This window comes from Streptomyces sp. NPDC049541 (genome assembly GCF_044465725.1).
In the GTDB taxonomy this organism is placed as follows: domain Bacteria; phylum Actinomycetota; class Actinomycetes; order Streptomycetales; family Streptomycetaceae; genus Streptomyces.
Genome location: NZ_JBITLY010000009.1, coordinates 214,558 through 239,434, shown reverse-complemented (window position 1 = coordinate 239,434; position 24,877 = coordinate 214,558). Strand labels below are relative to the sequence as shown.

General features: G+C 69.7%; 25 protein-coding genes and 5 tRNA genes. 18 read left to right on the top strand and 12 right to left on the bottom strand.

Annotated elements, in window-relative coordinates; translation table 11 throughout:
• Window positions 1-24: 24 nt before the first annotated feature.
• Window positions 25-219: an acyl-CoA carboxylase subunit epsilon gene (locus ACIBW9_RS31090; protein ID WP_398960347.1), complete on the top strand. Its 195-nt coding sequence runs from the start codon at window positions 25-27 to the stop codon at window positions 217-219.
• Between the two features lie 114 nt (window positions 220-333).
• Here the strand turns inward: ACIBW9_RS31090 and ACIBW9_RS31085 are convergent, their stop codons facing one another.
• From ACIBW9_RS31085 to ACIBW9_RS31050, 8 genes are all read right to left on the bottom strand, one after another.
• Window positions 334-915 (bottom strand): ATP/GTP-binding protein, encoded by a 582-nt coding sequence (locus tag ACIBW9_RS31085; RefSeq protein WP_026248371.1) that lies wholly within the window; start codon window positions 913-915, stop codon window positions 334-336.
• A complete protein-coding gene (locus ACIBW9_RS31080; protein WP_390699006.1) occupies window positions 896-1,489 on the bottom strand; it encodes a DUF742 domain-containing protein in 594 nt (197 codons plus the stop codon). Before ACIBW9_RS31080 ends, ACIBW9_RS31085 begins: the two co-directional genes overlap by 20 nt.
• A gap of 98 nt (window positions 1,490-1,587) precedes the next feature.
• Window positions 1,588-2,001 carry a roadblock/LC7 domain-containing protein gene (locus tag ACIBW9_RS31075; protein ID WP_004983065.1) on the bottom strand — a complete coding sequence of 138 codons (414 nt, stop codon included), beginning with the start codon at window positions 1,999-2,001 and terminating at the stop codon, window positions 1,588-1,590.
• 10 nt (window positions 2,002-2,011) lie between these two features.
• On the bottom strand, window positions 2,012-5,299 hold the full coding sequence (locus tag ACIBW9_RS31070; protein ID WP_398960346.1) for a nitrate- and nitrite sensing domain-containing protein: 3,288 nt from the start codon (window positions 5,297-5,299) through the stop codon (window positions 2,012-2,014).
• 387 nt (window positions 5,300-5,686) lie between these two features.
• Window positions 5,687-6,262: an ATP/GTP-binding protein gene (locus ACIBW9_RS31065; protein WP_115905688.1), complete on the bottom strand. Its 576-nt coding sequence runs from the start codon at window positions 6,260-6,262 to the stop codon at window positions 5,687-5,689.
• Window positions 6,243-6,638, bottom strand: coding sequence for a DUF742 domain-containing protein (locus ACIBW9_RS31060; RefSeq protein ID WP_030943001.1), 396 nt, complete (start codon window positions 6,636-6,638; stop codon window positions 6,243-6,245). Before ACIBW9_RS31060 ends, ACIBW9_RS31065 begins: the two co-directional genes overlap by 20 nt.
• 109 nt (window positions 6,639-6,747) lie before the next feature.
• Window positions 6,748-7,161 (bottom strand): roadblock/LC7 domain-containing protein, encoded by a 414-nt coding sequence (locus tag ACIBW9_RS31055; RefSeq protein WP_003973453.1) that lies wholly within the window; start codon window positions 7,159-7,161, stop codon window positions 6,748-6,750.
• 9 nt (window positions 7,162-7,170) lie between these two features.
• The gene (locus tag ACIBW9_RS31050) at window positions 7,171-10,878 is read right to left on the bottom strand and encodes a nitrate- and nitrite sensing domain-containing protein (protein ID WP_398960345.1); all 3,708 of its coding nucleotides are present in this window, start codon (window positions 10,876-10,878) and stop codon (window positions 7,171-7,173) included.
• A 603-nt stretch (window positions 10,879-11,481) separates the two neighbouring features.
• Between ACIBW9_RS31050 and ACIBW9_RS31045 the strand changes: the two genes are divergently transcribed.
• The 10 genes from ACIBW9_RS31045 to ACIBW9_RS31000 all read left to right on the top strand — a co-directional run bounded on the left by ACIBW9_RS31045 (window position 11,482) and on the right by ACIBW9_RS31000 (window position 16,229).
• Window positions 11,482-11,670: a hypothetical protein gene (locus ACIBW9_RS31045; protein ID WP_398960344.1), complete on the top strand. Its 189-nt coding sequence runs from the start codon at window positions 11,482-11,484 to the stop codon at window positions 11,668-11,670.
• Window positions 11,671-11,797: 127 nt separating this feature from the next.
• The gene (locus tag ACIBW9_RS31040; protein WP_398960343.1) at window positions 11,798-12,583 is read left to right on the top strand and encodes a fumarylacetoacetate hydrolase family protein; all 786 of its coding nucleotides are present in this window, start codon (window positions 11,798-11,800) and stop codon (window positions 12,581-12,583) included.
• Complete coding sequence (gene gltX / locus ACIBW9_RS31035; RefSeq protein ID WP_398960342.1) at window positions 12,576-14,060, top strand: glutamate--tRNA ligase; 1,485 nt, start codon at window positions 12,576-12,578, stop codon at window positions 14,058-14,060. Before ACIBW9_RS31040 ends, gltX begins: the two co-directional genes overlap by 8 nt.
• Before the next feature lie 111 nt (window positions 14,061-14,171).
• Window positions 14,172-14,846, top strand: coding sequence for a DUF4241 domain-containing protein (locus ACIBW9_RS31030; protein WP_398960341.1), 675 nt, complete (start codon window positions 14,172-14,174; stop codon window positions 14,844-14,846).
• A 50-nt stretch (window positions 14,847-14,896) separates the two neighbouring features.
• Window positions 14,897-15,628, top strand: a complete 732-nt coding sequence (locus ACIBW9_RS31025; protein ID WP_398960340.1) for an HAD family hydrolase — start codon at window positions 14,897-14,899, stop codon at window positions 15,626-15,628.
• Between the two features lie 91 nt (window positions 15,629-15,719).
• Window positions 15,720-15,791: transfer RNA gene (locus tag ACIBW9_RS31020), tRNA-Gln, on the top strand.
• 54 nt (window positions 15,792-15,845) lie between these two features.
• Window positions 15,846-15,918: transfer RNA gene (locus tag ACIBW9_RS31015), tRNA-Glu, on the top strand.
• Window positions 15,919-15,947: 29 nt separating this feature from the next.
• Window positions 15,948-16,020: transfer RNA gene (locus ACIBW9_RS31010), tRNA-Glu, on the top strand.
• A gap of 20 nt (window positions 16,021-16,040) precedes the next feature.
• Window positions 16,041-16,112, top strand: a tRNA-Gln gene (locus ACIBW9_RS31005).
• 44 nt (window positions 16,113-16,156) lie between these two features.
• Window positions 16,157-16,229, top strand: a tRNA-Glu gene (locus ACIBW9_RS31000).
• 50 nt (window positions 16,230-16,279) lie between these two features.
• On the opposite strand, the gene ACIBW9_RS30995 is transcribed toward ACIBW9_RS31000, so the two are convergent.
• Window positions 16,280-16,924, bottom strand: a complete 645-nt coding sequence (locus tag ACIBW9_RS30995; protein WP_398960339.1) for a MerR family transcriptional regulator — start codon at window positions 16,922-16,924, stop codon at window positions 16,280-16,282.
• An 82-nt stretch (window positions 16,925-17,006) separates the two neighbouring features.
• On the opposite strand from ACIBW9_RS30995, the gene ACIBW9_RS30990 reads away from it, so the two are divergent.
• Window positions 17,007-17,516 (top strand): DUF4188 domain-containing protein, encoded by a 510-nt coding sequence (locus tag ACIBW9_RS30990; protein WP_398960338.1) that lies wholly within the window; start codon window positions 17,007-17,009, stop codon window positions 17,514-17,516.
• An 86-nt stretch (window positions 17,517-17,602) separates the two neighbouring features.
• On the opposite strand, the gene ndgR is transcribed toward ACIBW9_RS30990, so the two are convergent.
• Entirely contained in the window at window positions 17,603-18,319 is a 717-nt protein-coding gene (gene ndgR / locus ACIBW9_RS30985; RefSeq protein ID WP_015036427.1) for an IclR family transcriptional regulator NdgR, read from the bottom strand.
• 188 nt (window positions 18,320-18,507) lie between these two features.
• Between ndgR and leuC the strand changes: the two genes are divergently transcribed.
• From leuC to ACIBW9_RS30965, 4 genes are all read left to right on the top strand, one after another.
• Window positions 18,508-19,938, top strand: coding sequence for a 3-isopropylmalate dehydratase large subunit (gene leuC / locus ACIBW9_RS30980; RefSeq protein ID WP_398960337.1), 1,431 nt, complete (start codon window positions 18,508-18,510; stop codon window positions 19,936-19,938).
• Between the two features lie 5 nt (window positions 19,939-19,943).
• Window positions 19,944-20,537 carry a 3-isopropylmalate dehydratase small subunit gene (leuD, locus tag ACIBW9_RS30975; protein WP_398960336.1) on the top strand — a complete coding sequence of 198 codons (594 nt, stop codon included), beginning with the start codon at window positions 19,944-19,946 and terminating at the stop codon, window positions 20,535-20,537.
• 265 nt (window positions 20,538-20,802) lie between these two features.
• Window positions 20,803-21,033, top strand: a complete 231-nt coding sequence (locus tag ACIBW9_RS30970; RefSeq protein ID WP_398960335.1) for a hypothetical protein — start codon at window positions 20,803-20,805, stop codon at window positions 21,031-21,033.
• Between the two features lie 137 nt (window positions 21,034-21,170).
• Complete coding sequence (locus ACIBW9_RS30965) at window positions 21,171-21,818, top strand: HU family DNA-binding protein (protein ID WP_398960334.1); 648 nt, start codon at window positions 21,171-21,173, stop codon at window positions 21,816-21,818.
• Between the two features lie 88 nt (window positions 21,819-21,906).
• Here the strand turns inward: ACIBW9_RS30965 and ACIBW9_RS30960 are convergent, their stop codons facing one another.
• Both ACIBW9_RS30960 and cofC read right to left on the bottom strand, forming a co-directional pair.
• Window positions 21,907-22,110, bottom strand: a complete 204-nt coding sequence (locus tag ACIBW9_RS30960; RefSeq protein ID WP_344404878.1) for a hypothetical protein — start codon at window positions 22,108-22,110, stop codon at window positions 21,907-21,909.
• 134 nt (window positions 22,111-22,244) lie between these two features.
• Window positions 22,245-22,883 carry a 2-phospho-L-lactate guanylyltransferase gene (gene cofC, locus ACIBW9_RS30955; protein WP_398960333.1) on the bottom strand — a complete coding sequence of 213 codons (639 nt, stop codon included), beginning with the start codon at window positions 22,881-22,883 and terminating at the stop codon, window positions 22,245-22,247.
• Window positions 22,884-23,039: 156 nt separating this feature from the next.
• Here cofC and ACIBW9_RS30950 point away from each other — a divergent pair, with 156 nt between their 5' ends.
• Both ACIBW9_RS30950 and ACIBW9_RS30945 read left to right on the top strand, forming a co-directional pair.
• On the top strand, window positions 23,040-23,822 hold the full coding sequence (locus tag ACIBW9_RS30950) for a lysophospholipid acyltransferase family protein (RefSeq protein ID WP_398960332.1): 783 nt from the start codon (window positions 23,040-23,042) through the stop codon (window positions 23,820-23,822).
• Window positions 23,819-24,829 carry an NAD(P)H-dependent glycerol-3-phosphate dehydrogenase gene (locus tag ACIBW9_RS30945; protein WP_266960831.1) on the top strand — a complete coding sequence of 337 codons (1,011 nt, stop codon included), beginning with the start codon at window positions 23,819-23,821 and terminating at the stop codon, window positions 24,827-24,829. The genes ACIBW9_RS30950 and ACIBW9_RS30945 overlap by 4 nt, the downstream gene beginning before the upstream one ends.
• Window positions 24,830-24,877: the final 48 nt, after the last annotated feature.

Genomic DNA, 24,877 nt, shown 5'->3' with positions numbered 1-24,877 from the left:
CCTCTCTCACGGAGACTGAGACCTATGAACACCCCTGACATTCGTGTCGAGAAGGGCCACGCCGAGCCCGAGGAGGTCGCCGCCATCACGGCCGTCCTCCTGGCCCGTGCCGCGGCCGCCCCGTCGGACGACACCCAGGCCCACCGCGGCCGCGCGAAAGCCGGCTGGCGCCGCCTGGAACGCGAGGGCGGCTTCCGCGCCCCGCACAGCTGGCACTGAGCCGGTACGACACAGAAGGGCCCCTCCCGAACCGGGAGGGGCCCTTCTCGTACGTCTTCCTGCCGGAGGCAGCAAACAGGCCCCTCCGAAGAGGGGCCGGCTTGCAGGGGGGTGCTAGCGCAGTCGTGCCATGAGGGCGTGCTCGACCAGGGTGATCAGCGCGCTCTTGGCGTCGGCCCGGTGCCGGGCGTCGGTGGTGATGATCGGGGTGTCCGGACCGATCTGCAGGGCTTCCCGGACCTCGTCCGGGTTGTACGGCTGGTTGCCGTCGAAGCCGTTCAGGGCGATCACGAAGGGCAGGCCGCTGTTCTCGAAGTAGTCGACCGCCGGGAAGCAGTCGGCGAGACGGCGGGTGTCGACCAGGACGATCGCGCCGATGGCACCCCGCACCAGGTCGTCCCACATGAACCAGAACCGGTCCTGCCCGGGGGTGCCGAACAGGTACAGGATCAGGTCCTGGTCCAGGGTGATACGGCCGAAGTCCATGGCCACCGTGGTGGTGGTCTTGTCCCCGGTGTGGGTGAGGTCGTCGATGCCTGCCGAAGCAGACGTCATGACGGCCTCGGTACGCAGCGGGTTGATCTCCGAGACGGCCCCGACGAACGTGGTCTTGCCCACGCCGAAGCCACCCGCCACCACGATCTTCGCCGAGGTGGTGGAGCGGGAAGGACCGCCGCTAGAGCTTGCGAAGTCCACTGAGCACCCTTTCGAGCAGTGTCACGTCTGGCTGGCCGCCGGCGTTCTCGTCGCCGCCGGGCTGATGGATGGCGACCAGTCCCGCCTCCGCCAAGTCGGCGACGAGGATCCTGGCCACGCCGAGAGGGATCGTCAGGAGGGCGGAGATTTCCGCCACCGACTTGATCTCGCGGCAGAGGTTGCAGATCCGCTGATGCTCGGGCAGCTGGCCCTGCATCTGGTGCGGCTGCGCGGTGGTGTGCACCAGCGCCTCGATGGCGAGCTGGTAGCGCGGGCGGGTCCGGCCGCCGGTCATGGCGTACGGACGCACCAGGGGGTTGTTCGACGACCCTGCGGGCGCCGGCTCGGGAGCGCGTCGCTGCGGCTGCACGGGCTGGATACGCGGCGCCGGCGGCTGGTCGTACGGCGAAGGACCGGGGCCCTGCGGACCCTGCGGCGCATACGGGTTCTGACGCCGCTGGCTCGGGGTGGAGGGGAAGTTGTAGCGGTTCGGGTTCTGGGGACCGCCGCCCTGACCCTGGGCAGGGCCGTACGACCAGTTGCCCGAATTCGAACCGCCTGGGGGTGTTGCCACTCTCTTCTCCTCCTCCGACCGTGCCGGGCACCCAATCCCTGTGGAGCCGCGTCCCGAAACCTTACGGCCCCGGGACGCCAAAACGCACCGTCTGTCTGTCAGTTGAGCAGGCTGCCCTGGAGCTCCGCACGGAGATCCGGTGTCAGGACCGTACCGGCACGGTCGACCAGGAGAGCCATCTCGTACCCGATGAGACCGATGTCCGCCTCGGGGTGGGCCAGCACCGCGAGCGAGGAACCGTCGGAGATGGACATGATGAACAGGAACCCCCGCTCCATCTCCACAACGGTCTGGTTCACGCTGCCGCCCTCGAAGATGCGCGAGGCACCCGCGGTCAGCGAGGTCAGACCGGAGGCGACGGCCGCGAGCTGATCGGCGCGGTCGCGCGGAAACCCTTCGGACATCGCCAGAAGGAGTCCGTCGGCGGAGACCACCACCGTGTGGGACACCCCCGGGGTGTTGTCCACGAAGTTGGTGATCAACCAGTTCAGGTTCTGTGCCGCCTGGCTCATCGGGCTCACACTAACGCTCCTGGTTGTAGGTGCTGTCAGAACCGAAGCCCTGACCGTTCGTTTCACTGCCTGCGCCGGCGCTGCGTCCGCGCTGGACGCCCCGACGCAGGTTGCTCAGCCTGCCCCGGACGTCCTCCGGGGCGCGGGAGACCTGTGGGCCGCCCTGGGGGGTGGTCTCGGCGGCTCCCTCGACCAGGTTGGCCTTGGGCACCCGCCGCGGCAGGCCGGAGGAGGTGACCCCGCCTGCCTTCGGCTTCCGGAGCTGCGAGGCCTGCTGCCAGCGCTCGTCGTTCGCCGAACGCCAGTCGCCGGTGCCATTGCCGTTGCTCTCCGGCTTGGGGGCCGGCGCCTCCTGGCTCACGTGCCGCGAGCCGTTCGCACCGCTCGTGCCGTTCGCACCTGCCGCGAAGGATCCGCGGCGGGGCAGTCCGGCGTCGGTCAGCGCGTGGGCGGCGGAAGAGGCCGGTCCCGGACGGTCGAAGCCTACGCGGTCACGCTCACTCACGTCAGCGGCCTGCGCGGATTCCGTTTCCGGAGCGTAATCAGAGGAGTAGCCGTTCTGGTAGCCGTCCTGCTGCGGCCAGTCGTCCTGCTGGCGGCGTTCCTGGAAGGCCGGGAAGGACTCCGGGGCCGAGGCGTGCTCCTCGCGGACGGGTTCCGCATAGGAGGGCTCGGGGTAGCCGCCGTTCGACGAGAACGTGTCGTTGTGCGGCAGTGAGCCGTTCGGCGCGAAGTACGGCTCGTCGTACGACGGGCGCTGCGCCGGCTCGTCATACGCGGGACGCTGCTGCTCCTCGTACGGAGTCTGCTGCGGCTCGTCGTAGGCCGGGCGCGGGTCGTAGCCGCCGGGCTGCTGCTCGGGGAAGCCGCCCAGGCCGTTGTCGTAGGACGACTGGTCGAACGCGTCTGCGTAGGACGTCTCGGGGGACTCCTGGGCCGGCTGGTCCTGCGCCTGGGCCTCCAGGGCCGCACGGCGCTCCTCGCGCATCAGCGAGCGGCCGACGGGGTCCAGCTCACGTATGTCGTCCGGGACGTCGGCGTAGCGGCTGTCGTCGAAGCCGAGCTCCGCTGCCGTCCGCATCGGCAGGCCGTTGTTGAAGTCCTCACCCCGGTAGTTCTGCTCCGGGATGATCTGCGAGACCGTGAACTCGTCGCGCGGCTGCTGCTCGCCGCCACCACCATGGGTGATCGCGTCCGGCAGCATGACCAGCGAGGTGGTGCCGGCCTGCTCGCCGGAGGGGCGCAGCTGGACCCGGATGCCGTGCCGGTCGGACAGCCGGCCGACCACGAACAGGCCCATGCGCTGGGATATCGCGGCGTCGACGGTGGGCGGGTTCGCCAGCTTGTGGTTGATGTCCGCGAAGTCCTCGGCGGTGAGGCCGATGCCCTTGTCGTGGATCTCGATCATGATGCGGCCGTCGGGCAGCCGGGTCGCGGTGACCCGGACCTTGGTCTGCGGCGAGGAGAACGTGGTCGCGTTCTCCAGCAGCTCGGCGAGCAGATGCACGAGGTCGGTGACCGCGCGGCCGTGGATCTCGGCCTCCGGGACGCCGGACAGCTCGATGCGCTCGTACTGCTCCACCTCGGATGAGGCGGCGCGCAGTACGTCGACCAGCGGGACCGGCTGGTCCCAGCGACGGCCGGGCTCCTCGCCGGCGAGGACCAGGAGGTTCTCGCCGTTGCGGCGCATACGGGTCGCGAGGTGGTCCAGGCGGAAGAGGTTCTCCAGCTGGTCCGGGTCGGCCTCGTTGTTCTCCAGGTCGGTGATCAGGGTCAGCTGGCCCTCGATCAGCGACTGGTTGCGGCGCGAGAGGTTGGTGAAGATCGCGTTGATGTTGCCACGGAGCAGGGCCTGCTCGGCCGCGAGCCGGACCGCCTCGCGGTGGACCTGGTCGAAGGCGCGGGCGACCTCGCCGATCTCGTCGCGGGTGTTGATCGGGATGGGCTGGACGCGGGTGTCGACCCGGCCCGGGTCGGTGCGCGAGAGCTGGTCGACCAGCATCGGCAGCCGCTGCTCGGCGATGCCGAAGGCGGCGTTGCGCAGCTGGCGCATCGAGCGGGACATCTGGCGGGCCACGGCACCGGCCAGGATGAATGCCAGGAGCAGGGCGACGACGACGGCGGCACCGGTGATGAGGGCGTCACGCTTGGCGTTGTCGGCGATGTCCGAGGCCTCGTTCACGGCCTTGTCGGCCATGTCCGACTGGATCTGCCGGTAGACGTTGGCGCGGAGGGTGGTGACCCCCCACCAGTTCTCGGCGGTGATGCCCTTCGCGGCGAGCACGGCGCGGTCGCTGGTGTCGGTGGACTGCAGCGACGACAGGGCCGTGACCATGGCGGTCGGGTCGGACGGGGGCGGTACGTACGCCTGGTTGTTGGCGGCCGCCTGCGCGGCGGCCTGCTTGGCCTGGGCCACGCCCTCGGCCTTGGCCTTCGTCTCGAGGTCGACGAGCTTCTGCGCGTCCGCCTCGGTGCCGCCCGCCTTGTACTCCTCGATGGCGATGCCTTCGAGGTAGGCGTAGGAGGAGAGGGCGACGCGCTGCTTGGCGAGGTCGTCCTTCTTGGGGCCGGGCGCGATCAGCAGGTGCATGCCGATCGACCGCTCCAGGGACAGGGCGGCCTGGGTGAGCGAGATGGCGTAGACGGTCCGGCCGTAGCTGGTGATGTTGCCCGTGCCCAGGCCCAGCTCGTTGGCGAACTCCATCAGGGGGTGGGCGACGGCGACGTAGCCCTCCTCGGTCTCCACTCCGTGGGCCTTGGAGGAGTACGCAATCGCGCGCAGGGTGGCCAGCTGCGGCTCGGCCTGGCGGAACAGCTTGAGGCGGCGCAGCAGGCCGGACTTCTGCGGCATGTGCTGCGCCGCCGCGTCGAAGGCGTCGGCCGCGTCGTCGGTGGCCTTGCGGGCCGCCTCGACCGTCGCCTTGTCCTTGGCGGTCGCGCTCTTGCCCTTGAGCAGCGGTGCCGCGGTGATGTCACGCTCGTTGTTCACCGCGTTGGCATAGGTCAGGGAGGCCCGCACCAGCCGTGCGGTGTTCTCCGCGTCCTGCGCCTCCTGCCAGGTGTCGATCGAGCTCTTCACCTGGAAGCCGCCCATGACGAGCCCGACCGTCACGGGTATGAGCAGGATCGCGTTCAGCCTGGTCGGCACCCGCCAGTTGCGGGGGGAGAAACGGCCGCCGCTCGGAGCGGGTACGGCCGTCGGTTCCGAACCGGGCACAGGGGCGGGCGCCGCTCCGCGCGGCGGCGGGGTGAAGTTGCCCCGGGCCGACGGCTCGGGACCGTTCTTGCTTCGCCTCACTCGACCAACAACCTCTCGGCGGCGGGCACCAACGTTGTGCCGCAGTGTCTCAGAGCCCAGTACGCCATTGAGTACGCAGTACTACCGAGTACGTCTTTGACTATTGGGCAGTTCAGGCATTCCAGCACGGGGACCTGCGCTCTTCCAAACAGTGGAAAGCGAGGATTCCGTGTGATGTAAGCCCCAGATAAAACGGTCATAAAGAGCGAGCCCCGTCAAAAGACGGGGCCGATGTGAGCACAGCGAGACCGTTTGGCAACGACGCGTGGCCGTTCCACCCGATTCCTCTGCCGAAACGTTATGAACACCGGGGCCGACCGTGTCAAAGGCCACAGCCGGCTCCGATGCGTCTACGACAACTGCCGTACGGCATGGTTGATTTGGGTGTTACCTCAGCCGTGCCATGAGAGCGTGCTCGACCAGCGTGATCAGCGCACTCTTGGCATCCGCGCGGTGCCGGGCGTCCGTCGTGATGATCGGGGTGTCCGGACCGATCTGCAGCGCCTCGCGCACCTCCTCGGGAGCATACGGCTGGTGCCCGTCGAAGCCGTTCAGCGCGACGACGAAGGGCAGGCCGCTGTTCTCGAAGTAGTCGACCGCGGGGAAGCAGTCCGCCAGGCGCCGGGTGTCCACGAGCACCACCGCGCCGATCGCACCGCGTACCAGGTCGTCCCACATGAACCAGAACCGGTCCTGGCCCGGTGTACCGAAGAGGTACAGGATCAGGTCCTGGTCCAGGGTGATACGGCCGAAGTCCATGGCCACCGTGGTGGTGGTCTTGTCCCCGGTGTGGGTGAGGTCGTCGATCCCCGCGGAGGCGGAGGTCATGACGGCCTCGGTGCGCAGCGGGTTGATCTCCGAGACGGCGCCGACGAACGTGGTCTTGCCCACGCCGAAGCCGCCCGCCACCACGATCTTGGCGGAGGTCGTGGCACGACTCGGTTCAGAGCTTGCGAAGTCCACTGAGCACCCTTTCGAGCAGGGTCACGTCCGGCGCACCGGTCGTCTCGTCGCCACCAGGCTGGTGGATGGCGACGAGCCCGGCCTCGGCCAGGTCCGCGACAAGGATCCGGGCCACGCCCAGCGGCATGGACAGGAGCGCCGACACCTCTGCGACCGACTTCACCTCACGGCACAGGTGGCAGATGCGCTGGTGCTCCGGGAGCAGTCCCATGAGCGCTGCGGGGTCGGCCGTGGTGCTGATCAGCGCCTCGATGGCCAGCTGATAGCGGGGCCGGGTCCGGCCACCGGTCATCGCATACGGACGTACCAGTGGCTGGTCGCCCTCGTCCTCGTACGGCTCCGCGTACGGATCATGAGAGGCGGTGGGCGGGGTCATGAATCCTCCGGGCGGGACAGCAAGTCGGTCGGGCTGGCCGTCTTATTGGCCGTGGGGGGATTGTGGCGGCCGGACGGTGATGTGGTGACGGGTGTGGATCCTGGGCGGGTCAGTGGAGCAGACTGCCCTGTAGTTCGGCGCGCAGATCCGGCGTGAGGACCGCACCTGCCCGGTCGACGAGCAGTGCCATCTCGTAGCCCACCAGACCGATGTCGCACTCGGGGTGCGCGAGCACGGCCAGGGACGAGCCGTCCGAGACGGACATCAGGAAGAGAAAACCCCGCTCCATCTCGACGACCGTCTGCGCCACGTTGCCGCCCTCGAAGATCCGGGAGGCCCCGGCCGTCAGCGAGGTCAGCCCGGATGCGACGGCCGCCAGCTGATCGGCGCGGTCGCGGGGGAAGCCTTCCGACATCGCCAGAAGGAGACCGTCGGCGGACACGACGACGGTGTGGGACACACCCGGGGTGTTGTCCACGAAGTTGGTGATCAACCAGTTGAGGTTCTGTGCCGCCTGGCTCATCTGGCTCAACTAACGCTCCTGCTGGTGAGTGGGGCTCGGGAAACTGCCGGTCTGACCGGTACCGGTACCGGCCTGGCGACCCTGCGCGATGCCCCGACGGAGATTGGTCAGCCGGCCGCGTACGTCGTCAGGCGCACGCGAGACCTGCGGACCGGCTTGGTGCTGTTGCTGCTGAGCCGTGCCCGGAACGAGGTTCGCCCGGGGCACCCGGCGCGGCAGGCCGGAGGTGGTGACGCCGCCCGCCGCCGGCTGCCTGACACGCTCTGCCTGCCGGACGAGATCGTCGTTCGGCGAGGTGCGCCAGGAAGAGGTGGCGGGACGCTGTGAAGCCGCAGAGTGCTGCGGGGCCGCGGGAGCGGCAGGGGCCTGCGGCTGCTGCGGGGCCGGTGCGGAGCCGTTGCTCTGCTGACCGCCCTGCTGGTGGAACCAGTTGGTCTCCAGCGTGTCGTACAGCGGCGTACGGCCGTCGCCCGGGCCCGGCGCCGGCGGCAGCGCCTCGGGCTCCTGGCGGACGGGCCGCTGCTGCGGACGCTGCGGAGCCGGCTGCCGGGGAGCACCGAAGTCGCCGCCCGGACGCTCGAACTGCCCGGTGGAGCCGTTGTCGTAGCCCGGTGCGGCGAACTGGCCCGTGGAGCTGGAGTCATACGCCTGAGGGCTCGCGAACTGGCCCGTGTTGGCGGGGTTGTTCGGGTTGTTCAGGTGGTTCTGGCCGCCTCGCCCGTTCTGGCCGGACGGAGCGCCGAAGACGTCCGAGCGGACGAACTGGCCCGAGTTCTGCGAACCGTTGCCGCTCGGCTGCTGCGCCCCGAAGTCCTGGGCGGCGAACTGACCGGTGTGCTGCGGGTTGCCCGGCGCCGGAGCACCGAAGTCGGGGCGGGCGAACTCCGAGGTGGAACCGGGGCCCTGACGCTCGTCGGACCGCGGGACCGCCGGCATCTCGGACGTCGCGTCGATCCGCGGCATCCGGGAGGTCTCGTCGTGGCCGCGCGGGGTGTCGAGCGAGGCACGCGGCACCGGCGGCTGCGCGTTCTCGTCGCTCCAGCTCGGCCGGGACTGCGGGTTGCCGCCCGGCAGCTCGGCACGCGGACCGCCACGGCCCGGCAGCTGCGGCTGACGGCCACGCCGGCCGCGGCCCTCCTGCTCGGATGCGCCGGCGGACGGTGACTGCGGCGGTACGGCGCCACGAGCGCCGCCGAAGCTGTCCTGGCCCATGCCCGCGGCCTGCAGGCCCTGCGGCGCACCCGGTGCCTGGCCGAACCCGGCGCCCGCACCCGCGGGAGCCGGCCGGCCCTGCTGCGGGGCTGCCGGGGACTGCGGTCCACGCGCTCCGGGCGCACCCGGACGGCCGTCGCCGGCACCCGGCAGCGCGGCCCGCGGGCCCTGACCGGCGCCGAGCAGACCACCACCGGAGGCCGCACCGGCACCGAGGGCGCCGCCACCGGGCGCACCGGCACCGGCCTGGCGCCGTGCGGCGGCCACACCTGCGGCGGCCTGCGCGGCGGCGGGACCACCGGAGGCACCGGCGCCCTGACCCGGCTTGGGCTGTGGCTTCTTGCCGCCCTGGGCGACATCGACGGGCAGCATGACCAGCGCGGTCGTACCGCCGGAGTCGGAGGGGCGCAGCTGGATGCGGATGCCGTGGCGCTGCGAAAGGCGGCCGACCACGAACAGACCCATGCGGCGGGAGACCGAGACGTCCACGGTGGGCGGCGAGGCGAGCCGCTCGTTGATCGCCGCGAGGTCCTCGGGGGAGAGGCCGATACCGGTGTCGTGGATCTCGATCAGGACGCGGCCGTCGGGCAGCGCGTGACCGGTGACCTTGACCTTGGTCTGCGGGGAGGAGAACGAGGTCGCGTTCTCCAGCAGCTCGGCGAGCAGGTGCACGAGGTCGTTGACCACGCGGCCGGCGACCTCGGTGGTCGGCACGGCGGCCAGCTCGATGCGCTCGTACTGCTCCACCTCGGAGGCGGCGGCGCGGAGCACGTCGACCAGCGGGACCGGGCGGGTCCAGCGGCGGCCGGGCTCCTCACCCGCGAGGACGAGGAGGTTCTCACCGTTACGGCGCATACGCGTCGCGAGGTGGTCGAGCTTGAACAGCGAGGACAGCTGGTCCGGGTCGGCCTCACGGGACTCGAGCTCGGAGATCAGCGACAGCTGACGCTGGATGAGGCCCTGGGAGCGGCGCGAGAGGTTGGTGAACATCGCGTTGACGTTGCCCCGCAGCAGGGCCTGCTCGGCGGCGAGGCGGACCGCCTCGCGGTGCACGTCGTCGAAGGCCGCGGCCACCTGGCCGATCTCGTCACGGGAGTGCACACCGACCGACTCGACGGAGGTGTCGACGTCCTGCGGGTCGGACTCGGAGAGCTGCTTGACCAGCTCGGGCAGGCGGTCCTGCGCGACCTTGTTGGCGGTCTCCTGCAGCCGGCGCAGCGAGCGGATCATGGAGCGGGCGATGACGAAGGCGCCGACGAGGGAGACGCCGAGCACGAGCAGGATCAGCGCACCGGAGATGATCGCCTCACGCTCGGAGGCGGAACGCAGCTCGCGGGCCTTCTGCTCCATGTCCTCGAGCAGCGTGTGCTCGATCTTCTTCATCTGCTCGATCTTGGTCGAGCTGTCGTCCACCCAGTCCTGGTACGAGCGCTTCGGCAGGTCGTCCAGGGCGTTCTGGGAGGCGAGGGCACGGCTGGCGTACTTGTCGCTGGCCGTGATCGTCGTGTTGTTCTCCTCGATGGGCTTGAGGAGAGCGGTGGCCTTCTCGCTGCCGTAGATGCTCCGGAAACTGCGCAGCTCGGACTTCTGGCTCTCCAGCGCCGACTGCGCGTAGAGCCGGTCGTTCTCCGACAGGTCGCCGACGGTGGTGTTGTTCGCGGGGAGCGCCGCCGCCAGAACGGCGCGCTGCATCGACGCGTACTCCTTGGCGGAGGAGAAGGAGGCCAGGGCGCGGGTGCGCTGGATCATCTCGGGGTTGCTGGTGGCCTCGGCCATGTCCTGGGAGAGGTCCAGCAGGTGCGTGACCAGACGGTGGTAGGCCTCGACGGTCTGGGTCGAGTTGTTCTTGGCCTGGTAGGCGCTGTTGCGGATCTGCGCCAGCTGTTCGAGGTCGCGGACCACACCGACGAGGCTCTCGCGGACGCCCTGGAGGGAGCCGTCCTTGTTGGACGTGTCGATCTGCTCGGCGGAGTCGATGAAGTTGGTCTTGGCCCGGTCCGTCTTGTCCCGGTAGCCCTTGACCGTGTAGTCGCTCGCCTTGGAGCCGTGCGCCAGCGGACCGGAGGACAGGTCGCGCTCCTTCTGGAGCGCGTCGGCCAGCTCGGTGGCCTGCTTGGTCATGTCCGTCAGCAGCTTCATGTTGTCGAGCTGCTGGATGTCGTTCACGTTGTCGCTGATGCGCAGCGCGCCCAGCGAGGTGGCCGCCACCACGGGAAGCGCGAGCAGCGACACCAGGCGCGTGGAGATGCGCCAGTTGCGCAGGGCCATACGGGACCCCGGACCGCTCGGACCGCTGGGCGGCTTGACCGCCGGAGCGGCGGAGCCGGGGGACCCGGGAGGTGCCGACGCGCCGGAGCGCCCGGAGCGCTCTCCGCCGTCGCCGGACGGTGCCGGGCCCGGGTTCTGGGCGTGCTGGGGGGAGGGACTGCCGGCATTGGGGCCAGTCCCGCCGTGCGGCTCCGGCTCCGCCGAAGCACTGCCATCCCTCTTGAAACGTCCCTGCACTAGCGTCGCAACCTCTGGACCAGGCGCCCCTCCGCGTGAACGGAAAGACACGGTGTCGGCGTTTTAGGCGGCGCCCTGAATGCGCCCACCTGTGGTCGTGAAGTGACCGGCGCTGGCTCCCCCTTCTCGCCGCAACGCGACGCTCGTCGCGCCCCCTGTGCGCCGGCTCGATCCTGCGGCGGTCCGTGGAATTCCAGCACAGTGCCGGATCTCCAACAAGGGCCGAGCACTATGCCGTGCCGCACGTGACAGCACGTGAGTGCGGGATTACCGGACGTAGAAAGTGATCTCGTCCATAACGGACTTATGCGAGCGAGTCGCCCAGGTGGGAGCGGTGTCCCAGTCGCCATGATCAGGAGCGGAATGCGGGCTTCAGGTGGGCAATGTCCGTTTCGTAGAGGTCACCCCCTGGCCCGGATTGACCGTTTTGCCTGTCAGGTCGTGAGCAAACTCACATGCTGATCATGGGGACTTCACGCCTTGGGGCGGGAATTGAATGTTTAGCCTGACGCTTTACAGGATGTAACACTTTGACAACCGCGCCTGCGCGAGGGGCCCGAGGTCCCGGCCGGGCGCCCGCAGACGACAAGGTCACGTACAACAGTGAAGACGACGACGATGTTCCGCAACATAGCCAACCCGCGGCGCACCACGCTGGCGCACCTGGAGGACGCCGACGCACTGCAGACACCGCAGCAGCCGGAGCACTCCGTCGACCTCCCCTCCCAGACCGCCAACCCGCGCCGCACCATCCTGATGGAGGTCCCCGCCACGACCTCCGTCGCGCAGTAGTACGCACACCGGCGGTAGATCACTCACCGCGGCCGCGCACGGATCAAATGGGCGAAGCGCAGCCCCCTCACCGCGTTAGCCTGGAGCGTCAGACTCCAGCCGGCTCAAGTGAGGGGCGCAGGATCCCGTGCGCATCGCCAGGTTCTCCATCGACGGGAACGTCGCCTTCGGCGCGGTCGAGGGCGACAAGCCGGACGAGCTCGTCCTCGACATCATCAAGGGCATCCCGTTCGCGGACTTCGAGCTCTCCGGTACGAAGGTGCCGGTCAGCAAGGTCAGGCTGCTGCCGCCGGTGCTCCCCAACAAGGTCGTGGCCTTCGGCCGCAACTACGCGGAGCACGCGCGCGAACTGGGCAACGAGGTGCCCGACGCCCCGTTCGCCTTCTTCAAGCCCGCCACCTCGGTGATCGGCCCCGGCGACGAGATCCAGTACCCCTCCTTCTCCGAGGACCTGCACCACGAGGCGGAACTGGCCGTCGTCATCGGCCGTATGTGCCGCGAGGTCCCGCGCGAGCGCGTGGCCGACGTGATCTTCGGCTACACCTGCGCCAACGACGTCACCGCCCGCGATGTGCAGAAGCGCGAGAAGCAGTGGGCCCGGGCCAAGGGCTTCGACACGTCCTGCCCGCTCGGCCCCTGGGTGGAGACCGGCATCGACCTCGCGACCGCGTCCGACCTGACCGTCCAGCTCACGGTCAACGGCGAACAACGCCAGCTCGGCCGCACCAGCGAGATGATCCACCCCATCGAGGATCTGATCGTCAACATCTCCGAGGCCATGACGCTGCTCCCCGGCGACGTGATCCTCACGGGCACCCCGGCAGGCGTCGGGCCGCTCACCGTCGGCGACGAGGTCGCCGTCACCATCGAAGGCATCGGCACTCTCACCAACAAGGTTGTCAAGCGTGGCTAGCGCACCCGCCTCCCCCGTACGCGTCCGTTTCTGCCCCTCGCCCACCGGTAACCCCCATGTGGGCCTGGTCCGCACCGCCCTGTTCAACTGGGCGTTCGCCCGGCACCACCAGGGCACGCTGGTCTTCCGCATCGAGGACACCGACGCCGCCCGCGACTCCGAGGAGTCGTACCACCAGCTGCTCGACTCGATGCGCTGGCTGGGCTTCGACTGGGACGAGGGCCCCGAGGTCGGCGGCCCGCACGCGCCGTACCGCCAGTCGCAGCGCATGGACCTCTACGCCGACGTGGCGGACAGGCTCCTCGCCGCCGGGCACGCGTACCACTGCTACTGCTCCCAGGAGGAGCTGGACACCCGCCGCGAGGCCGCCCGCGCCGCCGGCAAGCCGTCCGGCTACGACGGCCACTGCCGCGACCTCACCGACGCACAGGTCGAGGAGTACAAGGCCCGGGGCCGTACGCCGATCGTCCGCTTCCGCATGCCCGACGAGACGATCACCTTCACGGACCTGGTCCGCGGCGAGCTGACCTTCACCCCGGAGAACGTCCCGGACTACGGCATCGTCCGCGCGAACGGCGCCCCGCTGTACACGCTCGTCAACCCGGTCGACGACGCCCTGATGGAGATCACCCACGTCCTGCGCGGCGAGGACCTGCTGTCCTCCACGCCCCGGCAGATCGCCCTCTACAAGGCGCTGATCGAGCTGGGCATCGCCAAGGAGATCCCGCAGTTCGGCCACCTGCCGTACGTGATGGGCGAGGGCAACAAGAAGCTGTCCAAGCGCGACCCGCAGTCCTCGCTGAACCTCTACCGCGAGCGCGGCTTCCTCCCGGAGGGCCTGCTCAACTACCTGTCCCTGCTGGGCTGGTCGCTCTCCGCGGACAAGGACATCTTCACCATCGAGGAGATGGTGGCCGCCTTCGACATCGCGGACGTGAACCCCAACCCGGCCCGCTTCGACCTCAAGAAGTGCGAGGCGATCAACGCCGACCACATCCGCCTGCTGGATGTGAAGGACTTCACGGAGCGCTGCGCCCCCTGGCTCAGGGCGCCCTTCGCCCCCTGGGCGCCGGAGGACTTCGACGAGGCCAAGTGGCAGGCGGTCGCCCCGCACGCCCAGACCCGTCTGAAGGTCCTCTCGGAGATCACGGACAACGTCGACTTCCTGTTCCTCGCCGAGCCGGTCTTCGACGAGCCGTCCTGGACGAAGGCGATGAAGGAGGGCTCGGACGCCCTCCTCCACACCGCCCGCGAGAAGCTGGAGTCCGCCGACTGGACCTCCGCCGAGTCCCTCAAGGAGGCCGTCCTGGCCGCCGGCGAGACCCACGGCCTCAAGCTCGGCAAGGCCCAGGCACCGGTCCGCGTCGCCGTCACCGGCCGCACGGTCGGCCTGCCCCTGTTCGAGTCCCTGGAGATCCTGGGCAGGGAGAAGACGCTGGCCCGGATCGACGCGGCGCTGGCGAAGCTGAGCGCGTAGCGCACACGCACGTGCAGGGGCGGTGGCCGTCGCGGCCGCCGCCCCTCGGCGTTGTCAGTGGGGCCCACTAGGGTTCCGGCATCTCACTCAAGATCCGGAAGGGCGCCCCTCATGCCGATGTCTCCTCGTGACTACACCTGGCTGTTCACCCCGGGCAGCACGTTCGCCTACGAGTCCGGGCAGACGGGCGTCATCCACGTGGCCGACGGCGGAATGCTCGACCTGCCCACCGGACGGGTCGTCGCCTGCGACCCGTTCGTCTACCTCGGGTCCGGGGACATAGCACCGTTCACCGTCACCGTCGCCCCCGGTCGCTACCGCGTCGATGCGGCCGTCGCGACCCTGACCCGTCCCGGCGAGCCCCCGGCCGAGCGCCCCCACCGGCGGGTGGCGGCGGCCCGCCTCGTGATCCGCGACGAGCCCACCGTGACCTGGGAGTTGGCCCTCGGCCCGGAACAGGACCTCGCCGAACTCGGGGACGACGAGTTCTTCGGCTACGGTGTCGACGCCGGCACCGGCTGCTTCTACGACGCCTCGGCCGAGGAGGCCTTCCCGGGGACCGAGGAGGAAGAGGGGCCGCTGTGGGAGGCCTTCGAGAACAGTGACTGGTCGCACGGGCCCCACCTGGTCACCTCCACCACCACCGGCCACACGCTGGCCGCGTTCACCTCCGGCTGGGGCGACGGGTCCTACCCCACCTGGATCGGCCGCACCGCCGCCGGCGAGGTCACCTGCTACCTCACGGACTTCTTCGTCGCGCCGGCCCCCACCGACGCCCCCGTGTGACAGTCGCCGATCCACGGACACGGCCCCGACCTCCGGGTTACCGTCGGATCATGAGCATTCGCGCCGTGGTCTGGGACGTCGACGACACCCTCTTCGACTACACCAGCGCGGACCGCGAGGGCATGCGGTCCCATCTGTCCGCCGAGGGCCTGCTCACCGGGGACGAGCCCCCGGAGCAGGCCCTCGCGCGCTGGCGGGAGATCACCGACCGGCAGTGGGCGCGGTTCTCGGCGGGGGAGCTGTCCTTCGAGGAGCAGCGCCGCGAGCGCATCCGGGTGTTCCTGGGCACACCCCTGGGAGCGGCCGAGGCCGACGCCTGGTTCGAGCGGTACATGACGCACTACGAGGCCGCCTGGGCCCTCTTCCCGGACGTCCTGCCCGCCCTGGACGCCCTCGCGGGCAGCCACCGGCACGCGGTGCTGTCCAACTCCAGCCTCACCGTCCAGGACCGCAAGCTGCGCACCCTCGGAGTGCACGACCGCTTCGAGGTCATCCTGTGCGCCGCCGAACTCGGCGTCTCCAAGCCCGAGGCCGGTGCCTTCCTGGCCGCCTGCGAGGCCCTGGAGCTCGCACCGCACCAGGTCGCGTACGTCGGCGACCATCCGGAGATCGACGGGCGCGGCGCCGCCGACGCCGGGCTGCTGTCGGTGTGGATCGACCGCAACGGCGTGTACACCAGCGGTGACGCACTCACGGGCCCGCACCGGATCGCGTCCCTCGCCGAACTCCCCGCCGTCCTCGGCGCCGATACCCGTTTTGGAGCCCCGTCCACCTTCGGGTAATGTTCTTCCTGCGCCGCCGGGGAGCGGGCCGAAAGGCCGGGAACCGGAGGAGCGAACTAGAACAAGGACCCCGCAGGGGCTTGCGTTCCAGTGGCCTATGGTGTAATTGGCAGCACGACTGATTCTGGTTCAGTTAGTCTTGGTTCGAGTCCAGGTAGGCCAGCTCGCGGAGCTCATCCGCACGCGGACACTTTGAGTGAAACACGGTATCCGCAAAGCCCCCGTTGTGTAGCGGCCTAGCACGCTGCCCTCTCAAGGCAGTAGCGCCGGTTCGAATCCGGTCGGGGGTACTGATCTCGATCAACTCGGGATCGCTAGGGCCCCCGTTGTGTAGCGGCCTAGCACGCCGCCCTCTCAAGGCGGTAGCGCCGGTTCGAATCCGGTCGGGGGTACAAACTGGTCTAAACCACATTGGTCTATGGTGTAATTGGCAGCACGACTGATTCTGGTTCAGTTAGTCTTGGTTCGAGTCCAGGTAGACCAGCTCGGATCTGCGGCGGAGCAGTACTCGACGCTTGCAAGATCCTCGCCCCCGTTGTGTAGCGGCCTAGCACGCCGCCCTCTCAAGGCGGTAGCGCCGGTTCGAATCCGGTCGGGGGTACATCATGAAGGCCCTTCGCTTCGGCGGAGGGCCTTCGCCGTGGGCGGGGCTCAGTCGAAGCCGTACCGCCGCGACGACTCCTCCTCCTGGGCCAGCCGGTGCAGCGCCCGCATCGCCGGTTCGTTGAGGATCGCCCCCAGGACGGCGAACTCGGTCTGCTCCGCCTGGGACGGGTGCGTCTCCATGAGGTCCAGATCGAGTACGGCTGTCCGGTGCATCAACTCGGCGTACGGTACGAGTTGTTCGGCCCCCCAGCCGTAGCCGAGCCGGCGGAAGGCGGCCACCGCCACCACCAGCGAGCGGTACGCGGGGGAGATGGTCGCGAGCCGCTTGGCGTTCTCCCAGCCGAGCCGGTCCAGCAGCGCGTCGACCTCCCGGTGCGCGGCCCGGACGTACTCGTCGTCCTCGTCCGGCTCCGGCACCTGCGGCAGCGCCCAGAGTGCCGCGCCCAGGCGGATCGTACGGGGCAGGGAGTCGTCGTCCACATGCCCCAGCACCTCCCGGACCGTCGCCACCGGCAGCCGGCCGATCTGGATCATCGCGCGCACCAGCCGCAGCCGCCGCACGTGCTCCTCGTCGTACTCGGCGGTGGTCGCGTTGATCTGCCGGCCGGGCATCAACAGCCCTTCGCGCAGGTAGTACTTGATCGTCGCGACGGACACACCGCTGTGTCTGCTCAGTTCGGCGAGCCGCATCTCTTGCGCCCCTTCTCGGATACCGGCACTATCCAACCATCGCCACTCGGATAGCGCTGCTCACCAACGAGGGGGAATGGCCATGGTGTCCCGTACGACGGCCGACGCGAAGGGTGATGTCGTCGTCCTGCTGATCGGTATGCGCATCAACCGCTTCCGGGCCGTCCATCTGTGGCTGCCGGTGATGCTCGCGATGTTCCGCATGCTGCGGGAGCTGGCGAAGGACCCCGCGCGGGGCCTGCTGAGCCGTGTCCTGCTGTCGGCCTCGCCCCGCACGTACTACGTCGTGCAGTACTGGGAGTCCAAGGAGAAGCTGTACGCCTACGCGACCGCGCCGGACGCCTTCCACCACACGGCGTGGGCCGCGATCAACGGCAAGGAGCGCAGTGGACAACTGCGCGGGCAGGTGGGGATCTGGCACGAGACGTACATCGTGCCGGAGGGGTCGTACGAGGCGATCTACGGGGACATGCCTGCCTTCGGCCTCGCGGCCGCGCATGGGCAGGTCCCCCTGCGGAGGCGGGGCCGGTACGCGAAGGACCGGTTCGCGTACCGCTCGCCGCAGGAGGCGGCGGCCGAGAAGACCGGTTGACCAGGGGGGATCGGGGGAGCGGGGAGGGCCTGCCGCGGCGTTGAGGCGGGCTCTCCCCGCTGACGTCTCCCCACGGGCCCCGAGCGTCAGCCGGTGCGGCGCAGCGCCTCGGAGAGGCGGGCGGCGGCGTCGATGACCGCCTGGGCGTGCATACGGCCCGGGTGGCGCGTCAGCCGCTCGATGGGGCCGGAGACGGATACGGCGGCCACGACGCGGTTGGACGGGCCGCGTACGGGCGCGGAGACGGACGCGACGCCCGGTTCCCGCTCGCCGATGGACTGGGCCCAGCCGCGGCGTCGTACGCCCGAGAGCGCGGTGGCCGTGAAGCGGGCGCCCTGCAGCCCCCGGTGCAGGCGCTCCGGCTCCTCCCAGGCCATCAGGATCTGCGCCGAGGAACCGGCCTTCATGGTGAGCGTCGAGCCGACCGGGACGGTGTCCCGAAGTCCGGACAGGCGCTCCGCCGCGGCGACGCAGATGCGCATGTCGCCCTGGCGTCGGTAGAGCTGGGCGCTCTCGCCCGTGACGTCCCGCAGATGCGTGAGCACCGGGCCCGCGGTCGCGAGGAGACGGTCCTCGCCGGCGGCCGCAGCCAGCTCCGCCAGGCGCGGGCCGAGAATGAAACGGCCCTGCATGTCGCGTGCCACCATACGGTGGTGCTCCAGGGCCACGGCCAGTCTGTGGGCCGTCGGTCGTGCCAGTCCGGTGGCCGCCACCAGTCCCGCGAGGGTGGCAGGTCCGGACTCCAGGGCGCTGAGGACAAGGGCTGCCTTGTCCAGAACGCCCACGCCGCTACTGTTGTCCATGAAACGATACTCACGTCTCACTCTGTGAAACGCAAGTTCCTTTTTCCGTGAGACGCGCAACCCTTGTATGCACAGCGGCCCGCTGACCGAACGGGCCGGATGACGGACGCCCGTGAATTGGGGCCGGGTGCCGTCTCCTCAAGATCTCTAGTTGGGCCGGTGGACGTTTGCCGGCCGGAGGGAAAGCGATGGGTAGGACACTCGCGGAGAAGGTCTGGGACGACCACGTCGTCCGGCGCGCCGAGGGCGAGCCCGACCTCCTCTTCATCGATCTCCACCTCCTGCACGAGGTGACCAGCCCGCAGGCCTTCGACGGTCTGCGCCAGAACGGCCGCCCGGTGCGCCGTCTCGACCTCACCATCGCGACCGAGGACCACAACACCCCGACCCTCGACATCGACAAGCCGATCGCGGACCCGGTCTCCCGGGCGCAGCTGGAGACGCTGCGCAAGAACTGCGCCGAGTTCGGCGTCCGGCTGCACCCGCTGGGCGACGTCGAGCAGGGCGTCGTGCACGTGGTCGGCCCGCAGCTGGGTCTGACGCAGCCCGGTACGACGGTCGTCTGCGGTGACTCCCACACCTCCACGCACGGCGCCTTCGGCGCGCTGGCGTTCGGCATCGGCACCTCGCAGGTCGAGCACGTGCTGGCCACCCAGACGCTGCCGCTGGCCCGCCCGAAGACCATGGCGATCACGGTCGACGGCGAACTGCCCGAGGGCGTCACGGCCAAGGACCTGATCCTGGCGATCATCGCCAAGATCGGCACCGGCGGTGGCCAGGGCTACATCCTGGAGTACCGCGGCTCCGCCATCGAGAAGCTCTCGATGGAGGCCCGGATGACCATCTGCAACATGTCGATCGAGGCCGGCGCCCGGGCGGGCATGATCGCCCCGGACGAGACCACCTTCGAGTACCTCAAGGGCCGCCCGCACGCCCCCGAGGGCGAGGACTGGGACGCCGCCGTCGCGTACTGGAAGACGCTGAAGACGGACGAGGACGCCGAGTTCGACGCCGAGGTCGTCATCGACGCCGCTTCGCTGTCGCCGTTCGTCACCTGGGGCACCAACCCGGGCCAGGGCGCGCCGCTTTCGGCGTCCGTCCCCGACCCGGCTTCGTACGAAGACGCTTCGGAGCGCCTCGCCGCCGAAAAGGCCCTGGAATACATGGGGTTGGAGGCCGGGCAGCCGCTGCGCTCCATCAAGGTGGACACCGTCTTCGTAGGCTCCTGCACCAACGGCCGCATCGAGGACCTGCGCGCCGCGGCCGAGCTCGTCAAGGGCCGCAAAGTCGCCGACGGTGTACGGATGCTGGTCGTCCCGGGCTCCGCGCGGGTGGGTCTGCAGGCCGTCTCCGAGGGCCTGGACGTGGTCTTCAAGGAGGCCGGCGCCGAATGGCGGCACGCGGGCTGCTCGATGTGCCTGGGCATGAACCCCGACCAGCTGGCCCCGGGTGAGCGCTCGGCGTCCACCTCCAACCGCAACTTCGAAGGCCGACAGGGCAAGGGCGGTCGTACGCACCTGGTGTCGCCGCAGGTCGCCGCCGCGACGGCGGTCCTGGGCCACCTGGCCTCCCCGGCCGACCTGTCCGACGCCGAGACCCGTACGCCCGCTGGAGTCTGAGAGTCATGGAAGCATTCACCACGCACACCGGCCGGGCCGTCCCGCTGCGCCGCTCCAATGTCGACACCGACCAGATCATCCCTGCTCACTGGCTCAAGAAGGTCACGCGGGACGGTTTCGAGGACGGGCTCTTCGAGGCCTGGCGCAAGGACGAGACCTTCGTCCTCAACCGCCCCGAGCGGCAGGGCGCCACGGTCCTGGTCGCCGGCCCCGACTTCGGCACCGGCTCCTCCCGTGAGCACGCGGTGTGGGCGCTGCAGAACTACGGCTTCAAGGCCGTGATCTCCTCCCGCTTCGCCGACATCTTCCGCGGCAACTCGCTGAAGAACGGCCTGCTCACGGTCGTTCTGGAGCAGAAGATCGTGGACGCGCTGTGGGAGCTCACGGAGAAGGACCCCACTGCTGAGGTCACTGTGGACCTCGAGGCGCGTGAGGTGCGCGCCGAGGGCATCACCGCCTCCTTCGAGCTGGACGAGAACTCCCGCTGGCGGCTGCTGAACGGGCTGGACGACATCTCCATCACCCTCCAGAACGAGGCCGACATCGCCGCGTACGAGGCCAAGCGCCCGTCGTACAAGCCGCGGACGCTCAAGGTCTGATCCCGAGCCCCTGAGCAGGTCGGGTTTCAGCCACCCGAACACTCCCCTTGTACCCCCGATCAGCCCGATCGGGGGTACAGCCGTGTCTGGGCCCGAGCGGCCTGGGGCGCGCTCAGGGCAGTTCCCAACTTCCCACGTTACGACGGTTGTTGCCGGGGTAGCCGAGTTGTGAAGACGCGACTTCCGCTGAAGCCCGGAAGGCCGTTTGAGGCATCAGTTGCGACCCCCGCAGGCGACAACTCGCCCCAGATGGCACAATCTGTGCATGGAACACGACGGCCAACTCGAGCTCTATGCGGCGGTCGCGGACCAACTGAAGGAAGCGCACTCAAGGGTGCGCGCACTGCAAGTCCCGGAGGGCGTACGGATGGCGCTGACCCGGAAGCTGCTGGTCATTACGGCCGCGGCCAAGCACGATCTCGCCGACGCGGCAAGGCGTCTGGAGGCGTTCACCATGGACCTCGACGAGGGTCGATTCCCCGAAGAGGGCCGCTGAACGCGTTCGAGACAGCCGAGTTCGTTGCGGCGCACGGGTGATTAGCCCGTTTCGTGTTTGATTTGCGGTATATATCTGCCTAACGTGCGAAAAAGCTTGAACACTTTCGTTCGGGCAATGTCTCCGAAGGGGAAGACGTGAACAAGGCGCAGCTCGTAGAAGCGATTGCCGACAAGCTGGGCGGCCGACAGCAGGCCGCCGAGGCTGTCGACGCGGTCCTGGACGCCATCGTCCGCGCGACCGTCGCCGGGGACCGGGTCTCGGTCACCGGCTTCGGCTCGTTCGAGAAGGTCGACCGTCCGGCCCGCTACGCCCGCAACCCGCAGACCGGTGAGCGGGTCCGGGTCAAGAAGACCTCCGTTCCGCGCTTCCGCGCGGGCCAGGGCTTCAAGGACCTGGTGAGCGGCTCGAAGAAGCTCCCGCGCGGCGGCGAGGTCGCCGTCAAGAAGGCGCCCAAGGGCAGCCTGACCGGTGGCGCCTCGGCGACCGTGAAGAAGGCGGCCGCGAAGAAGACCACCAAGGCGGCCACCGCCAAGAAGACCACGGCGAAGAAGACGACGGCGAAGAAGACGACGCCCGCCGCGAAGAAGACGACCGCGAAGACGACGGCGGCCAAGAAGACGACGGGCGCCGCCAAGACCACCGCGGCGAAGAAGAGCACCGCCAAGACGGCGACCGCCAAGAAGGCCCCGGCGAAGAAGGCGACGGCCAAGAAGGCCCCCGCCAAGAAGTCGACGGCCCGCAAGACCACCACCGCCAAGACGGCCACGGCCCGCAAGAGGTAAGAGGTACGGGCACAGGGGCACTCACGCGCCGGGCCGGACTCCGTGTCGGAGTCCGGCCCGCGGCGTGTTTGATGTGTTTTTCGGGGGGTCAGAGGGTCTGGAGTGTCACCAGTGTGATCCGCAGGCCGTCCTTGCCGCCCTCCGTCTCGATGCGCACCCGTTGCCCGGGGCGCAGCAGCCGCAGGCCGCCCGCGTCGAACGCCGGTGCGTCGAAGGGCACCGGGGTGCCGTCGTCCAGCAGCACGCTGCCGGTTCTTGTCTCGGCGTCGTACGTGTATGCGGTGGCTTGCATGACGGCCAGCGTAGTGCCCTTCGGGGGTTCGGCTCCGCCCAGCCCGGCCTGCGGGCAGTCGTGCCGCTCAGGGCGGCACGGGTGGGCGCAGGCGGCACCTCTCAGCGAGCAGCGCCCAACCCCCCACCGGCACCTCAGGTCCCCGGGATCAGCAATCCCGCCGAGACCGCTGCCGTGTACCGCCCCACCCCCAGCGCCAGCGCCGCGCGCAAGTCGTCGCCCGTGTCCACGTCCTGGCGTACGGAATCCACGTCCCCGAGCGCGAGCTCCGCGGCCCCGGACGCCCGGTGCCGGGCGCGGGAATCCGGGCCGAATGCCGGGAGCAATTCCTGGCCGGCGGCCGCGGCCAGCAGCGTCGTGCCGATTGCGGCCGCGTCGGCGAGGAAAGCGCGGGGGAATTCCGTGGCAGCGTCCAGCACGCGGGACAATTCCAGGGGCCGCAGCGCCGGGAGATCGGCGTTCAGGGCTGCAACGGGGGCGCCGGGCCGCGCGGCGCGCACGGCGGTCACGCCGTGCGTCAGGGCCGCGTTGAGGCCGCCCCGGGGCTCGTCGGGAACGATCCGGGCGCCCAGCGCGGCGAGCTCGCGACCGGCCAGGGTGTCGTCCGTGACGACCGCCACACCGTCGACCGCAGGGCAGGCCAGCGCCGCCGCGACGGTGTCCTGGGCGAAGGCGAGGGCGAGGCCGGGGCGCAGCCCGTCGGCAGCGGTGTCCGAGAGCCTGCTCTTGGCGCGCGTCAGGGGTTTCAGGGGTATGACCAAGGTCCACAGCACCGGCGTTCCGTCCCTCTCTTGTCGCGGCCATTGTCACTCAGCCGTCACCTGGACCATCTGGCGGTCGCGTCGTCGGGGCGTACGGTGTTCTCGACAGACCGGCGGCCTGGGGCGACACTTGTGCGGCCCCCCAAGGCCCTAGAGGAAGGTGTCCGCGTGCCCCGCCGCAGAATCGGCTTCTGGTACCGCTTCGCAGCGGTGCTCTGCAAACCGCCACTGGTGGTTCTGATCAAGCGGGACTGGCGCGGAATGGAGCACATTCCGGCCGAGGGCGGATTTATCACCGCGGTGAACCACAATTCCCATGTGGACCCCTTCGCGTATGCGCACTATCAGTACAACACCGGACGGGTTCCGCGATTCCTGGCGAAGAGCGGCCTTTTCAAGAAGGGATTCGTCGGCGCCGCGATGCGCGGCACCGGACAGATCCCCGTCTACCGCGAGACCACGGACGCGCTGAGCGCATTCCGCGCCGCGATCGACGCCGTGGAGCGCGGCGAGTGCGTCGCGTTCTACCCCGAGGGCACCATCACCCGGGATCCGAACCAGTGGCCCATGACCGGCAAGACGGGCGCCGCGCGCGTCGCCCTGACCACCAAGTGCCCGGTGATTCCCGTCGCTCAGTGGGGCGCGAACGAGTTGCTGCCGCCGTACGCCAAGAAGCCGAACCTCCGCCCGCGCAAGACCCACCATGTGCTCGCGGGACCGCCCGTCGATCTCTCGCGCTTCTACGACAAGGAGATGACCCCGGACCTCCTGAAGGAGGCGACCGAGGTCATCATGGCCGCCATCACCCGCCAGCTGGAGGAGATCCGCGGCGAGAAGGCGCCCGAGACGCCGTACGACCCGCGCCGGGAGCGGATCGAGCAGCGGCGCAGGACGCACGAGCAGAAGCTGGTCCAGGAGAGGGCCGAGCAGGCAGAGGGGCAGGGTACGTGAGCAAGCCCGTCAAGGCGGCCGTCTTCGGCACCGGTTCGTGGGGCACCGCGTTCGCCATGGTGCTCGCCGACGCAGGGTGCGAGGTCACTCTGTGGGGCCGGCGGGCCGAACTCGCGGACGCGGTCAACTCCACGCGGACCAACCCCGACTACCTCCCCGGTGTCGAACTCCCGGACAACGTGCGGGCGACGGCGGACGCCGCCGAGGCCGCCCGCGGCGCCGACTTCACCGTCCTCGCGATCCCCTCGCAGACACTGCGCGGCAACCTCGCCGAGTGGGCTCCGCTGCTCGCGCCCGACACCACCCTCGTCTCCCTCATGAAGGGCGTCGAACTCGGTTCCGCCATGCGGATGAGCGAGGTGATCGAGGACGTCGCCAAGGTGGGCGCCGACCGGATCGCCGTCGTCACCGGGCCCAACCTCGCGCGGGAGATCGCCGCCCGGATGCCGGCCGCCGCCGTCGTCGCCTGCACCGACGAGGCGGTCGCCCAGCGGCTCCAGGCCGCCTGCCACACGCCGTACTTCCGGCCGTACACCAACACGGACGTGGTCGGCTGCGAACTCGGCGGTGCCGTCAAGAACGTGATCGGGCTCGCCGTCGGCATCGCGGACGGCATGGGCCTCGGCGACAACGCCAAGGGCTCGCTCATCACGCGCGGCCTCGCCGAGACCACCCGGCTCGGCATCGCGCTCGGCGCCGACCCGCTGACCTTCTCCGGACTCGCGGGCCTGGGCGACCTGGTGGCGACCTGCTCCTCGCCGCTGTCGCGCAACCACACCTTCGGCACCAACCTCGGCAAGGGCATGACCCTGCAGGAGACCATCGCGGTCACCAAGCAGACCGCCGAGGGCGTCAAGTCCTGTGAGTCCGTGGCGGATCTGGCCCGCCGGCACGGCGTGGAGATGCCCATCACCGAGACCGTCGTGGACATCGTGCACGAGGGCAAGCCTCCGGTGGTCGCCCTCAAGGAGCTGATGTCGCGCAGCGCGAAGCCCGAGCGACGCTGAGCGAACCTGCTGAGTCGACGCTGTATCGGGGCTCTACCAACGGGTACG